A 14,313-nucleotide genomic window follows, 5' to 3' on the forward strand; every position below is an offset into this window, starting at 1 on the left:
CGACACTCAGCGTTGGGCTGGAAAAGCCCCGTCGCTTTCGAACGGAAAGTGGCTTAAACGAGAACCTGGGGCGGAACGAAACCGTGACAGGTCCAACATTCGCTGTACGCCTTAGCGGAGGGTTTTGTTGCTGTTGGTCAACATTCACTATACGTCTTAGCGGAGGGTATTGTTGCTGCTGATCAACATTCGCTGTACGCCTCAACGGAGCATGCTGACGGACAGGAGGGTGCTGGGGGGCCGGGTTTGCAGCAGGCTGCTGCCCTGCCTGCTGCGCGTTATTTAGTGGATCCATTTTCATATCCCTGTTTTGGAGGTGGTTACCATTCCAAGGAAAAATGTTCGGGACATGATAGTGAATTTCTATTTTTCAATAGCGTCAGGGGCAGGTCTATAGAGGGTTCAGACATGTTTTAACGCACGACACCGCCTGCAAAGGGCGGGTGCTCTCACCATTCTGTGGAACAGAAGAAGCGAAGTCATTAAGTTCGCTCGCATTGGTAGGGCGACACAGCGTTACTCAATCAAAGAAAAATACGTGGGAAAATCCGCAGCCTTTCAACAAGGCACAGAAAGGCCGAAAAAGGAAAACCCCTCTGGCGTTCAGATTTCTGAAGAAATCCAGGCCACAATCTCTGTCTGGGCATCGGCAAACGCCCGATCAAGTGCAGAGACGAGAACGCCATTAGAGCTGCTGGCATTCACAGCAACACTCGTGCTGAACAACCGCTGAGCTGTAACAACGCCGGTACGATCGTTCAAAAGCTTGACTGAAAGCGTGACATTGGCGGCGCCGGGACCGGTCGCATCCACCGCAAATTCACGCACTTCGACAATGACCCGGTAGTCGATCGCCAGCCCCTGGCCCGGCATACCGACGCCACCGAAGAGGCCAGTATTTTCAAGACCGGCAACAAGCCGTGCCTGAATGATAGACGGCAGCTGATCACTCCACTGTGCCTGGCCCAGATACCGGATCTCTGAACCGCCCAGACGAACAACGATATTACGACTATCCAGCGCCTGCAACGCCGATGGTTTGGGGACCAGGATCTGCAGGTTGCGGGCGCGAACGCGCTCCGCCGAAACCGTTCCCGCACTCGCTGTCAGATCAAACGTGTCATTGTTGGGACGCAGCGCACAGCCGGAAAGCGTGGCAACGACCAGCCCGGCGACCAAAAACGGTCCTGCCTTGGTCTTTGCTTTCTCAATCGCCGCACCCATCATTACTTTGACCCTTCCGGCGAACATTTCATGGCAAAACGCCTGTCCGCTCCATGATAACTATACCGTCACCCGCTCCGGAATCCCCTCCGAACGGATAGCGCTCAGCCACTGAACATAAAAAAGACTGAAATCTCAACCCCTTTTCTGCCATGCCCCGTCATTCGAAAGACGGGAGCGTGATTTCATTCAGTAGCGGTTGCGCCCATCATAAGATTTCACATCCTGCCCACCGAAAATCAGACGCTGCGGATCGCGGCTCAGTTCCTGCAATGTACGGTCAAGCGAATTCACAGTCTGACGCGTATCATCGATCAGGCCACGTACGTCACGCAGCCCGGAACCGGAGAAATTATCCAGATTGTTCAGGATCGGTCCGATGCGGGCATTAAGCGTTTCGGCGGCCTGCTGAACGGACGTCAATGTGGCACGGGCCTGGTCCGATAGCGATTCCGTGTCATCCGAACCCAGAATTTCATCCACACGTGTGAGGACGGTATTCAGCTTCGTCGAGGCAGAATTCAGTTTGGTCGAAAGCTCACTAACATTGGCAATGGCATTGTCGATGTCATCAGAACGCGCATTGACGTTATCGGCAACCTGCCGGATCGAGGCAACAGCGGCTTTCGATTCAGCAAGCACTTCTGCAAGATCGTCAACCGAACTCCCGACTTTCTGCGGATCGACTGCGTCTACGATTTCGTTGACGCGCTTGAAAGCCTTGTCGGCTTCTGCACCGAACTGCCTGTAGGTATCAACGGCACCACTGAATTCATCTATTACGCTGTCAAGATTCTTGGACGCACTCGCGACATTCGTTGTAATCGTGCCAGCGTTGTCGATGATTGTAGAAACCTGATCCGGATCGACAGCCTCGATGACCTTGTTAAGTGATGCCAGTGTCGTATCAAGACTGGAGGAAAGCCCGTCTACAGTATCGGAAAGCTTGCCTGCCGCCTGCAGAAAATTACCGATCTCATCAGAATTGTCGGCCAGCACAGCGGTGAAGCTCTCGACATTTTTAACCGTCTCTGTCAGCGGCCCGCTCATCTGATCAACGACGCCCTGCACCTGACCAACTGTGCTGTCCAGACGTTTCATAATCCGGTCTGCGGTTGTCAGAAGATTAGCAAGACTTGAACGATCGGCTGTCAGTTCTGCATAGGTGTCGTTATCGATCGCCTCCTGCAGAATATTCGGTCCTTTTTCCGCACCATTTGAAGACAGCTCAATATAGCCGGCGCCCGTCAACCCCTGAAGCTCGAGCTTCGCAGTTGTGCTCGTATAAACCGGTGTGTTGGCCTTCACTTCCGTGTTGGCAATCGTGTAACGCGGATCCTTCGGATCGATCAGCAACTTCTTGATCGAACCAACCTGGATGCCATTAAAGCGAACTGGCGACCCGATACTCAAACCGTTGGCGGAGCCGGGAATACGCACGACCAGCTCGGCCACCGGTCCCTGACGACCATATTCCTGCATCCAATAGATAAAGCCAGCACCGGCTGCCAGAACCACCAGAATGAAAAATCCGACGACGGAATAATTTGCTTTGGTTTCCATACCTGCTGTTAGTCCTTCCGGCCATCTTCGCCAGTGTTAAAAACCGCCCGCGACCGTTTTCCTTTAAAGTAGCTCTGGACCCAAGGGTCATCGAATTTCAGCATATCATCAAGCGTGCCTTCCACCAGCACGCGTTTTTTTCCCAGTACCGCGATTCTGTCGCAGACCGCATGCAGGCTGTCCAGATCATGCGTGACCATATAAACGGTAAGGCCAAGCGTGTCACGCAGGCGTGCAATCAGTTCGTCAAACTCCGCGGCGCCAATCGGATCAAGGCCGGATGTCGGTTCATCCAGAAAGACAAGATCGGGATCGAGCGCCAGAGCGCGAGCGAGAGCTGCGCGCTTTATCATACCGCCGGAAAGCTCGGATGGATATCGGTCTGCGGCCTCCGGACGCAAACCGACCAGCTCAATCTTCAGACGCGCCAGGTCATCCATCAGCGACTGAGGCAGATTAAGATATTCGCGCATCGGCACCTGCACATTTTCCAGAACCGTAAGCCCGGAAAACAATGCCCCCTGCTGGAATAAAACGCCAATGCGCATATCGATTCCAAGCCGGTCACCATATGTGACTCGATCAAAGTCCTTGCCGAGAATTTCAATCGTACCCGCTTGGCGCGCATTCAGCCGCAACACGGTGCGCATCAGCACCGATTTGCCTGTTCCCGATCCGCCAACGAAGCCGAGAATCTCGCCGCGATAAACATCCAGATCGAGGTTTTCAAGCACAGTCGGCCCTCCGAACCCAACGGTAAGGCCGCGCACGGACAGAATTGGTTCGCCATCATTTTTCTGCAATGTCTGCGTGCCGGCGCTCACTCTGTCTCCTTAAAAATCAACCGATGCGTAGAAGATTGCGAAAATGCCGTCGACAACGATCACGACAAAGATGGATTTGACAACCGAAGCCGTCACCTTCTGTCCAAGGGATTCTGCACTGCCTCCGACCTTCATGCCTTCAAGTGACGCCACAATGGCGATGATCAGCGCCATAAACGGTGCCTTTGCCATCCCGGAAACGACAGAAGACATATCAACAGCCTCATTCAGGCGCTGCAGAAACGTCTGAAAGGTAATACCGGAATAGACATCAACCACCAGTGCGGCACCTGCAAGCGCCGAAAAATTTGCGACAATTGTCAGAAGTGGAAGCGCAATCAGCAGCGCCAGCATGCGCGGGAAAACCAGAACGGCAATCGGATCGAACCCCATGACCCTGAGCGCGTCAATCTCTTCGCGCATCCGCATGGCACCGATTTCAGCTGTAATCGCACTGCCGGAGCGGCCCGCCACCATAATCGCGGTCAAAAGCACACCGATCTCGCGAAGCTGCAGAATGCCAACCAAGTCCACCACGAAAAGTTCAGCCCCGAAATAGCTGAGCTGAAAGGCACCTTGTTGGGCGATAATCCCCCCCACGAGGAAAGACATCAGCGCAATAATCGGAACGGCACGGACACCAGCGTGATCAAGCTGAGAGGCGACGGCAGCCATATTCACACCGGCTTTGCGCGTCACAAGGTCATAAAGACCGACGAAGAGCGCCCCGAAAAAGCCAAGACCATTTGAAAGATCGTGCGCGGCGGCATATCCGGACTTACCGATCGGTTCCAGAACGCGCTTTGAAAATCCAGTTTCGGCCGCAGGCTTTGCCTCCGGCTCCGGCAAAGCGTCGGGAATAGCTTCCATCAACTCCGCGACGCGGTCACTCATTCCGGAAAGCGAAGGCTTAAGGCCAGCTTCATGACATGCATATTCGACACGACGGACCAACCATGCACCGGCGGTGTCCACTTCGCTCACGCCGCTCAGATCGATTTCGGCCTTGCCGTTGCCAGCTTTTTTGAGTTCCGACGCCGAGCTTTCGAGTTCCTCGTCCAGCGCGCGCGCACTGAAAACCGTCCATGCGCCGGAAAGCCGCAGTTTAAGCCCTGCGTCTGCGGGCTCAATCGTCAGCGAAGCATTGGATTCGTCTGCGGTCTGCAAAATATCGTTTTCCGGTTTCAGCCAGTTTGAAAGCTTTCAGCAAACACGATCGGGGTAATCAGCGCAAACGGTTACGGTGCTCCGTTCTGCGTCCCCTTCGTGCTCAATCAAACAAGGCTTTCCATGCCGCACGTTAAAATGCAAGCCTTTTGAATATCTTCTGGGACGGATGACGGCGCGGTAGCGCGAATTTGAACAGCCTGTCAGGCCGCCCTTTCATCTGATTTGGCAGCGGCAAGCAGCGAAGACAAGTCTTCGTCAACGACCCGCTCTTCTTCATTCTCCTCCGAGACACCAACGATCTTATGCCAGGAGATCAATTCGAACGTACCGTCATGATGCTCTGCAATTGCGGTGCAGCTTTCCACCCAATCACCGGTATTGATATAGCGAATGCCATCCATCTCATCGATCACGGCGTGATGTATATGCCCGCATATAACGCCATCAACATCATGTTTCTTGGCTTCCTCAACGACCACCCGCTGAAACTCACCGATGAAATTAACGGCCCGTTTGACCTGTAGTTTTGCCCAGGCCGAAAATGACCAGTAGGGCATGCCGAGTTTGCGCCTGATCGTAGCGAGAACGCGATTGATGGCAATCGCAGTGTCGTAGGCCCAGTCGCCCAGATAGGCAACGATACGGGCATGACGCACGACCACATCGAACTCGTCGCCGTGGATAACCAGATATTTGCGGCCGTCGCCAGCTTCAAAGATCATCTGCTTTGCAACTTCCACACCACCAAAATGTGTACCGGGGAAATCGCGCAGAAATTCATCGTGGTTGCCAGGTATGTAGACGATACGCGTGCCCTTGCGGGCTTTGCGCAACATCTTCTGCACAACGTCATTGAAAGCCTGAGGCCAGTACCAGCTGCGCTTTAAGCGCCAGCCATCAATAATGTCGCCCACGAGTATGATCGTGTCAGCCTCGTGATGCCGCATGAAATCGAGCAAAAAATCTGCCTTCGCAGCCTTAGAGCCGAGATGCACGTCAGAAATGAAAAGCGTTCTGAATTTCCTGGGTTCCATTGGCCTCGTCCCGTTCACCTGTTTCAGGCGCTTGCGATGCATTGCATGGATAAGGCTGTTGAAAGCAGAGTCTTATTTCAACTTGATGACAATTTGCCCAGACGCCCGCAAACCGGTGGTCGAACCGTTGTTTTCCCCGTAAAACGATAGAAAACTCCAGCCCTCAGGCATTTTTACTGTAGCGGACAAAAGCGAAAGCATGCCCGTCAGGCGCCCTGTTTGGGGCTTCAATCAATGCATCAGACTGAAAAACAACACGTGACTGACCGGCTTTCAGACCATGGATTTCGACAGAACTGCCCATTTCCGTCTCCTTCACCGGCCTGAACAAGCATCAGCGATCCCGGAACCGGTTGGTTATCGGATAACGACGGTCCCGGCCAAAATTCTTGCGGGTAATCTTTACGCCCGGCGCAGACTGACGCCGTTTGTACTCGGCAATATAAAGAAGATGCTCAACACGATGAACGGTCTCCCGGTCATGACCACGTTCAACAACCGCGTCGACCGACATTTCTTTCTCAACAAGGCACTCCAGAATATCGTCGAGATCCGGATAAGGCGGCAGTGAATCCTGGTCCGTCTGGTTCGGCCGAAGTTCAGCAGATGGCTTTTTATCAATGATGTTCTGCGGAATGGCATTTGTCTCTGGCCCGAACATACCTTCCGGCCGTTTCGTATTGCGCCATGCAGAAACGCCGTAAACCTGCATCTTGTATAGGTCTTTGATCGGGTTGAAACCGCCATTCATATCGCCATAAAGCGTGGCATATCCAACGGACATTTCCGACTTGTTGCCGGTGGTCACAACCATCGAACCAAACTTGTTCGATATCGCCATCAAAATGGTGCCGCGCGTACGACTTTGCAGGTTTTCTTCTGTGATCCCCTCTTCCGTGCCCTCGAAAAGATCAGACAACGCCGACTGGAAGCCAATCACAGGCTCTTCGATTGGGACGATATCGTAGCGGCAACCAAGTGCTTTCGCGCAATCGGCTGCATCTTTGAGCGATTCATCAGACGTATAGCGATAAGGCAGCATCACACAGTGAACACGTTCAGTGCCAAGCGCATCGACAGCGATGGCCGCACACAGGGCAGAATCAATACCGCCGGACAGGCCAAGAACGACACCTTTGAAACCATTCTTGTTTACATAGTCCGCGAAGCCAAGAACGCAGGCGCGATAATCTGATTCCTCTCCTACCGGCAGATCAGAGACGACACCGCCTTCGATTCGCCAGCCCTCGTCACCACGAACCCACTCGCAAAGCCGTAGCTCTTCGGTAAATTGCGGCATCTGAAACGCAAGAGTTTTGTCCGCATTGAAGCCAAAGCTACCACCATCGAAAACCAGCTCATCCTGTCCGCCCAGCGTATTCAGATAGACCAGCGGCAATCCGCTTTCGATCACCTGCTTCAGCACGACCTGATGGCGGACATCGACCTTACCGCGATAATAGGGTGAGCCATTCGGCGACAGGAGAAGCTCTGCGCCGCTTTCTGCCAGAGTTTCACAGACGCCGAGATCGCCCCAGATATCCTCACAGATCGGAATACCAATGCGCACACCGCGAAAGTTCACCGGCCCCGGCATATCTCCCGGTATAAAAACGCGTTTCTCATCGAACTCACCGTAATTTGGCAGGTCGACCTTGTCACGGATTGCGACCACTTCACCGCCGTCCAGCAGCGCCACCGAATTATGCCGGCCGTTTTCGCCCATGCGCGGAAAACCAACGATGATGCCGGGTCCGCCATCGGCAGTATCCGCAGCCAGATCATCCACCGCCTTTCGGCAGGCTTCAAGAAATGCAGGTTTCATCACCAAATCTTCTGGCTGATAGCCAGATAAAAACAACTCGGTTGAAAGAAGAAGATCAGCGCCCTGCTCTTTCGCCTGCCTGCGTGCGTGACGCAGTTTCTCGAGATTACCGACAACATCACCGACCGTCGGGTTCAGCTGGGCAAGGGCGATTTTCATCCGGTCCATGGTCATGACATCCGCTTATTCACTGGCTTCATTGCGGTTTCATGGACACCATGTTTTGCCGCAAAAATCAAACATCAAGCAGGCGATTCTACGCAAAAAGAAAGGCCCCGCAGGGCCCTTCGGATCAAGCGTTGATTGCGAGTTTCTTCTCTTCGTAAGCGCTCTTCATACGTTCTGCCATCAGGAAGGCCAACTCCAGCGCCTGATCGGCGTTCATGCGCGGATCGCAATGGGTATGATAGCGATCATGCAGATCTTCACCCGTCAGCGCCCAGGCACCGCCGGTGCACTCTGTTACGTTATTGCCAGTCATCTCGATATGAACGCCGCCGGGATAGCTGCCCTCAGCGCGATGGATCTGGAAGAAGCTTTCAACCTCGGAAAGAATGCGCTCAAACGGACGCGTCTTGTATGAATTGAGCGTGATCGTGTTGCCATGCATGGGATCACACGACCAGACGACTTTTTTGCCCTCCCGCTCCACGGCACGGATGAGGCGCGGCAGATGCTCGGCAACCTTGTCATGCCCGAAACGGCAAATCAAAGTCAGACGTCCGGCTTCGTTGTCCGGGTTCAGGATATCCGTCAGACGAAGAAGATCATCTTCATCCATGGACGGGCCACATTTCAATCCAATCGGGTTCTTGATACCACGCGCATATTCGATATGTGCATGGTCTGCCTGGCGCGTGCGGTCGCCAATCCAGATCATGTGGCCAGAGGTGGCGTACCAGTCACCGGAGGTCGAATCGACGCGCGTGAGCGCTTCCTCGTAACCAAGAAGCAGGGCTTCATGGCTGGTGAAGAAATCAGTTTCGCTCAGGGCATGATTACTCTCGGCCCGAATGCCGATCGCGCGCATGAACGACATGGTTTCAGAAAGCCGGTCTGCCAGGATTTTATAGCGTTCTCCCTGCGGGCTGTCCTTCACGAAGCCGAGCATCCACTGATGTACATTTTCCAGATTGGCATAACCGCCCATGGAAAAGGCGCGCAGAAGATTAAGTGTTGCGGCAGACTGGCGGTAGGCCATGATCTGACGATGGGGATCAGGCACACGGGATGCTTCGGTAAAATCAATACCGTTGATGATGTCGCCGCGGTAGCTAGGCAATGTCACGCCATCAATCGTTTCATCCGGCTTAGAGCGTGGCTTGGCAAACTGACCGGCGATGCGGCCAACCTTGACCACCGGCTGCTGCGCTCCAAACGTCAGCACCACAGCCATCTGCAAAAAGGCACGGAAAAAATCACGGATTGTATCAGCACCATGTTCGGCAAAGCTTTCCGCACAGTCACCACCCTGCAGCAGAAAACCTCTTCCCTCGCTCACTTCGGCGAGAGCCGATTTCAGCTTGCGCGCCTCCCCGGCAAAGACCAGCGGCGGATAGGAAGCGAGCGAAGCCTCAGCCTCGGCGAGTTTCTCCTGATCCGGATATTCTGGCACCTGCAGAATCGGTTTCTTGCGCCAGCTACCCGGGGTCCAGTTATTGATACTATCCATTGTCATCACCTAAACTTGGCGGCCCGGAACATTGCGGGCCTGCCTCACTCCCTTAGACGCGGGCTTATAGACGTTTCCGCCTTTTTTGTATACCCGCACGTCAGGCCTCGAAACCACCCGCAAGCACTTCACGGTGCGCTTTCAGCAGATCAGCAACACGCTCAATCACTGTGCGCACTTCCGGCCGGTGGCGATCATCATCGTTTGCCACAATAAAAAGCGGGTGGGTCAGTTCCTCAATCACGTCTCCGTCGCGTTTCAGCATTGGGCTGGCATCACCCAGATGCACGGGCAAAACGCCACGTCCGGCACCACTTGCAATAAGCTCGGCGACCAGATGCCGTTCTTCTGTCCACGTCATGATCCCCGGTTCATGGTTTTCAAAAACCCACCGATCGGGCGGCGTCACTGCTGAGGCCGTGGCGACCGAGATCCAGGGCAGATCCCCCACGTCGGATCCGCGCGGTCTATAAACTGCATAAGACATACTGACCGAGCGGCGAACAGCCAGATTACCGCTGTCCGGGCGGGTGGGAAGAACCGCAACATCGGCAGGACGAAAGGTCAGATCAAGCGATGGACCGGCAGAACAGCTGCAAATGCGAAACTTGTCGTCAGCCCCACGAATATCCTGGATGTGGCTGGCGATGAAACCGGAAAGCCACAGATCGGAAGCTATGGAAACAACCGGGAGGGCGAAGGCATGGCGATGCCATTCGGAAATATCCTCGGCAATATTCTGCATCGCACGCACGCGCTCAAACAGGATTTCACCATCATGAGCCAGCTGATAGCCGCGCTTGGACCTGACGAATAATGCCCTGCCCAGCGTTCGCTCCAGCGCCAGCATTCGCCGCCCGATTGTGGGGGCGGATATCCCGGTGCGCTGTGCAGCGGAACTCAGGCCGCCGGTTTCGGCCACCACGTAGAACAGGTGAAGATCATCCCAGCCTGCCTCTGCCATTCCGCCCTCACCATTAAGCCTTCAAAAACCTGAATCTATAGCGCTGCTTGCACACGGCGCAAAGCATACATGAATGAAACAGCGCTTTCATTTCTGAAGCTACAACGCTTCTGCTTCAAAGCGTAAATCATCGTCATCTCATTCCGAAGAGGTCAAAAATGATTGATTGGTTTACACTGTCTCGAAAGACACCCTTGCAGAAAAAGCCGCGCCATCCTCTTTCCGATCCGCTCGAAAATGAAGAATGGCGCGGCCTTTCATGGACAGTTCCTCTGTTTAGCAAACTGCTGAGATCAAGGCGCTGAAAACCTCAGACCTTCTCGCCATTTTTAACGCGATAGGTTGGGTTATACATCGTCACAAGCTCTTCACTCGCGGTCGGGTGAACGGCCATGGTGCGATCAAAGGCATCCTTGGTGCAGCCGCCCTTCAGGGCAATACCAACAAGCTGCGCCATTTCGCCCGCCTCGTGACCCAGAATATGCGCACCGACGACCTGGCGATCCGCTGCGTTGACGATCAGTTTCATGACCGTCTTTTCCTCACGCCCGGAAAGAGTTGCTTTCATCGGCCGGAACTTGGCCAGATAAACTTCCAGTTCCTCAAAGCGTTCAGCGGCCTCGTCTTCAGACAACCCTACGGTTCCGATTTCAGGCTGCGAGAAGACAGCGGTTGCAATCAGGTCATGATCCGGCGTTGTCGGATTGTCCTTGTACTCGGTTTCGATGAAGCACATTGCCTCATGAATAGCGACAGGGGTGAGCTGAACACGATCCGTCACGTCGCCAAGCGCATAGATGTAATCGACATTCGTACGCGAATACTGATCAACCTTGATCGCTCCCTTGGCATCCGTCTCGACACCGACAGATTCAAGCCCCAGACCATTTGTGTTGGGTGAACGGCCTAGCGCCATCATCACCTTGTCAACATTGAAAACATGCCCGTTTTTGGTCTCAGCCTTCAGACGGCCATCTGCGGCCTGCGCCACATCAAGGATGGTATCACGGCAGACCACACGTATGCCCTTCTGCTCCATGGCTTCACGCAAATTGGTTCGCATATCCATATCGAAGCCGCGAAGAATTTCCTCGCCGCGATAGATAAGCGTCGTTTCGACACCGAGGCCGTTGAAGATGTTGGCAAACTCGACCGCGATATAGCCGCCACCGGTAATCGCGATGGATTTCGGCAGTTCTTCCAGATGAAATGCATCATTTGAGGAAATGCAAAATTCCGAGCCAGGCATTTCCGGATGAAGGTTTGGTGCGCCACCGACAGCCACAAGGATCTTCTCCGCCGTCACTTCACGACCGGAAGATACAAGGCGCAGACGATGCGGCCCGATGATTTCAGCGCGACTTTCGAGGATTTCAGCCCCCGCATTCTCAAGCCCCTTTCTGTAGAGGCCTTCAAGACGCGCGATTTCCTTGTCCTTGGCGCTGATCAGCGCCTTCCAATCGAAGCTGCGCTCTCCCACACTCCAGCCGTAACCGGTCGCATCCTCGAAGTGTTCAGGGAACTGAGAAGCATAGACGAACAGTTTCTTAGGCACGCAACCGCGGATGACACAGGTTCCGCCAAAGCGATACTCTTCAGCAATGGCAACCCGCTTGCCCATACCCGCGGCAAGACGTGCAGCACGCACACCACCCGAGCCACCGCCGATAACAAAAAGGTCAAAATCGTAAGTGCTCATCCGTCCGCTCCTTCGCGCAATATCATTTAATTACTTCGCATGATCGGTAGGGCATATGGCGTCCCGTATTGCAAAAATAAAGCCCGCGAGGGCGGGCTTTATAATTTACCGGAAACCACCCCAAAACAGGGACCTATTCAGAGGCGTTTTCACCGCCACTCTGATCGGCAATCCGCTGGCTAAGTTCCTGCTGTGCCTGTGCATTGAGATCACGGGCAATACCGCGTGCCCATATGTCACCGGCCTGGCTCAGCTCACGGGCCGCAATCGGGCCATACTGAATGAACTTCTTGCCGACATCAGAGCTGTAGAAATCAGCAAGAGCTACCAGTTCTTCCTGCGAGAAGATCTTAGCATAGATCTGCGCAGCTTCGTTTTCGAGATCACCGCGACGCGAGGCCAGGGAAACAGCTGTATCGGTCACGACCTGATCAATCATCTCATGATAGTTCGGATACACCTGTGTCAGCTGCGACTGAACAAGATCAGCCTGATTCGGCAGGATTTCGTCGAACTGCTCGGTTATGCCGAGCGCATCAAGCGCATTGCGCGCTGCTTCAAGATGTTCCGGCGTCGCATCCTGCGCGGATGCCGAAGAAAAAACGCCAAGTCCGGCAAGCGCGACGACTGCGACAGCCACAGATCGGCCGACCTTTGCTGGAAAATTCATCAATGAACTCCTGTCTACTCGATTGGTTTCAATGTGCGAATGCCGCTGTCCGTCGCTACGATCGCCAACGTAGCGATGTTGATGAACAGGCCGTGTTCGACGACGCCGGGAATCGAATTCAACGCGTCTGATAAAGCCTGTGCATCCGGAATGCGGCCAAATGATGCATCAATAATATAGTGACCGCCATCGGTCATGAACGGTCCGTCACCTGATCGGCGCAGGTTAAGAGCACCTGAAAGGCCCAGCTCGGTCGCATATCGCTCAATCTTCAGTCGCGTTGCCTCCAGCCCGAAAGGCATGACCTCAACGGGAAGTGGAAACGCACCGAGCTTTTCGACAACCTTGCTATCGTCCGCAATCACGATCATGCGATTCGATGCCGATGCGACGATTTTTTCGCGCAGCAAAGCTCCGCCGCCGCCCTTGATCAGACTGAGCGACGGATCGATTTCATCGGCGCCGTCAATCGTCAGATCAAGCTCTGGCATTTCATCAAGCGACTTGACCGGAATCCCAAGCTCAAGGCACTGACGCGCCGTCGCTTCGGAGGTCGGCACACCCGCCACATCGAATCCTTGGGCCACCTTCTCACCGAGAAGTGTGACAAACTCACGGGCTGTGCTGCCGGTACCGATCCCCAGGCGCATCCCGTTTTCGACATATCCTAAAGCCGTTTCGGCAGCTTTGACCTTTAACTGACGCGCGTCCATGCGTCACATGCTCCCATATGATTAATGCCAAGGTGTTTACACGCCGAAGGCGGTAAACGAAAGACCCTTTGAACAACCCGGTGGCTCATGTTTACTGAGCACACGTTTTAAACGGCACTGTTCAGAAACTGCAATCTATAGCAATACGAGCGAGATTAAACCGCAAAACGCAAATACGGCTTTCATAGCCTCACATATCCCTCCCCTGATTATCTGAGGAAAACGCATGTCATCTTCACTTGTCATTTTCGATCTGGACGGCACGCTTGTCGATACAGCACCAGACCTTATCGAAAGCCTGAACCACGCTATCGCGCCAGCCGGCCTTAAACCTTTCACAATTGAGCAGTTGAACCTTCTCGTGGGAAAGGGCGTCAGAGTGATGATTGAACGGGCGTTCGACTACCACAAGACGACGCTCGATGAAGAAACCTTCAACAATTGCTTTGCGCGGTTCACGGAGCACTATCGGGCAGGCATGCCGGGAAAAAGCCGCCCTTACCCCGGAATTGTTGCAGCGCTGGAGCGTCTGAAAGCGACAGGCTATGATCTGGCCGTATGCACAAATAAACGCGAAAACCTGACAATGCCGCTTTTGGAAGGGCTGGATCTCACACATCACTTCAAAGTGATCACGGGCGGCGACACTTTTCCTTTCCGCAAGCCGGATCCCCGCCACGTGCTGGGCACGATCGAACGTGCAAATGGCGATGCCGCACGCACGGTGATGGTCGGAGACAGCTCCAATGATATCGATTCTGCGAAGGGCGCAAAGGTGGCCGCTATAGCTGTCAGCTTTGGCTATGCTGATCGCCCGCCTGAAGAGCTTGGCGCCGACAGGCTCATCAATCATTACGACCAGCTAACGTCAGCGCTCATAAAAGAACTCATCGGGTAGCAAAGAAAGAGCGGGGTTGCACAGCCGCCCCGCTCTTTTAGTTATCTTATTTTCATT

13 protein-coding genes are annotated in these 14,313 nt (G+C 54.1%); 1 reads left to right on the plus strand and 12 read right to left on the minus strand.

Annotated elements, in window-relative coordinates; all coding sequences use genetic code 11:
• Nucleotides 1–603: 603 nt before the first annotated feature.
• From EDC90_RS07255 to rpiA, 12 genes are all read right to left on the minus strand, one after another.
• Nucleotides 604–1,227, minus strand: a complete 624-nt coding sequence (locus EDC90_RS07255) for an ABC-type transport auxiliary lipoprotein family protein (protein ID WP_245510976.1) — start codon at nucleotides 1,225–1,227, stop codon at nucleotides 604–606.
• 186 nt (nucleotides 1,228–1,413) lie between these two features.
• Complete coding sequence (locus EDC90_RS07260; protein WP_132310023.1) at nucleotides 1,414–2,787, minus strand: MCE family protein; 1,374 nt, start codon at nucleotides 2,785–2,787, stop codon at nucleotides 1,414–1,416.
• An 8-nt stretch (nucleotides 2,788–2,795) separates the two neighbouring features.
• On the minus strand, nucleotides 2,796–3,611 hold the full coding sequence (locus EDC90_RS07265) for an ABC transporter ATP-binding protein (RefSeq protein WP_132310025.1): 816 nt from the start codon (nucleotides 3,609–3,611) through the stop codon (nucleotides 2,796–2,798).
• Nucleotides 3,612–3,620: 9 nt separating this feature from the next.
• Nucleotides 3,621–4,778, minus strand: coding sequence for an ABC transporter permease (locus EDC90_RS07270; RefSeq protein ID WP_207903870.1), 1,158 nt, complete (start codon nucleotides 4,776–4,778; stop codon nucleotides 3,621–3,623).
• 203 nt (nucleotides 4,779–4,981) lie between these two features.
• On the minus strand, nucleotides 4,982–5,815 hold the full coding sequence (locus EDC90_RS07275; RefSeq protein WP_132310027.1) for a UDP-2,3-diacylglucosamine diphosphatase: 834 nt from the start codon (nucleotides 5,813–5,815) through the stop codon (nucleotides 4,982–4,984).
• Nucleotides 5,816–5,978: 163 nt separating this feature from the next.
• Nucleotides 5,979–6,119 (minus strand): hypothetical protein, encoded by a 141-nt coding sequence (locus EDC90_RS20855; RefSeq protein WP_165972771.1) that lies wholly within the window; start codon nucleotides 6,117–6,119, stop codon nucleotides 5,979–5,981.
• Between the two features lie 30 nt (nucleotides 6,120–6,149).
• Nucleotides 6,150–7,808, minus strand: a complete 1,659-nt coding sequence (locus EDC90_RS07280; protein ID WP_207903871.1) for an NAD+ synthase — start codon at nucleotides 7,806–7,808, stop codon at nucleotides 6,150–6,152.
• 124 nt (nucleotides 7,809–7,932) lie between these two features.
• Nucleotides 7,933–9,312: a class II 3-deoxy-7-phosphoheptulonate synthase gene (locus EDC90_RS07285; protein ID WP_132310031.1), complete on the minus strand. Its 1,380-nt coding sequence runs from the start codon at nucleotides 9,310–9,312 to the stop codon at nucleotides 7,933–7,935.
• Between the two features lie 100 nt (nucleotides 9,313–9,412).
• On the minus strand, nucleotides 9,413–10,276 hold the full coding sequence (locus tag EDC90_RS07290; RefSeq protein ID WP_132310033.1) for a LysR family transcriptional regulator: 864 nt from the start codon (nucleotides 10,274–10,276) through the stop codon (nucleotides 9,413–9,415).
• Nucleotides 10,277–10,586: 310 nt separating this feature from the next.
• Entirely contained in the window at nucleotides 10,587–11,975 is a 1,389-nt protein-coding gene (gene gor / locus EDC90_RS07295; protein ID WP_132310035.1) for a glutathione-disulfide reductase, read from the minus strand.
• 133 nt (nucleotides 11,976–12,108) lie between these two features.
• Entirely contained in the window at nucleotides 12,109–12,645 is a 537-nt protein-coding gene (locus EDC90_RS07300) for a DUF2059 domain-containing protein (protein ID WP_245510977.1), read from the minus strand.
• Between the two features lie 14 nt (nucleotides 12,646–12,659).
• Nucleotides 12,660–13,358 carry a ribose-5-phosphate isomerase RpiA gene (gene rpiA / locus EDC90_RS07305; RefSeq protein ID WP_132310039.1) on the minus strand — a complete coding sequence of 233 codons (699 nt, stop codon included), beginning with the start codon at nucleotides 13,356–13,358 and terminating at the stop codon, nucleotides 12,660–12,662.
• 226 nt (nucleotides 13,359–13,584) lie between these two features.
• On the opposite strand from rpiA, the gene gph reads away from it, so the two are divergent.
• The gene (gph, locus tag EDC90_RS07310; protein WP_132310041.1) at nucleotides 13,585–14,256 is read left to right on the plus strand and encodes a phosphoglycolate phosphatase; all 672 of its coding nucleotides are present in this window, start codon (nucleotides 13,585–13,587) and stop codon (nucleotides 14,254–14,256) included.
• The last annotated feature ends 57 nt before the right edge of the window (nucleotides 14,257–14,313 follow it).

Origin of the sequence: Martelella mediterranea (genome assembly GCF_004342225.1) — a bacterium.
In the GTDB taxonomy this organism is placed as follows: domain Bacteria; phylum Pseudomonadota; class Alphaproteobacteria; order Rhizobiales; family Rhizobiaceae; genus Martelella; species Martelella mediterranea_B.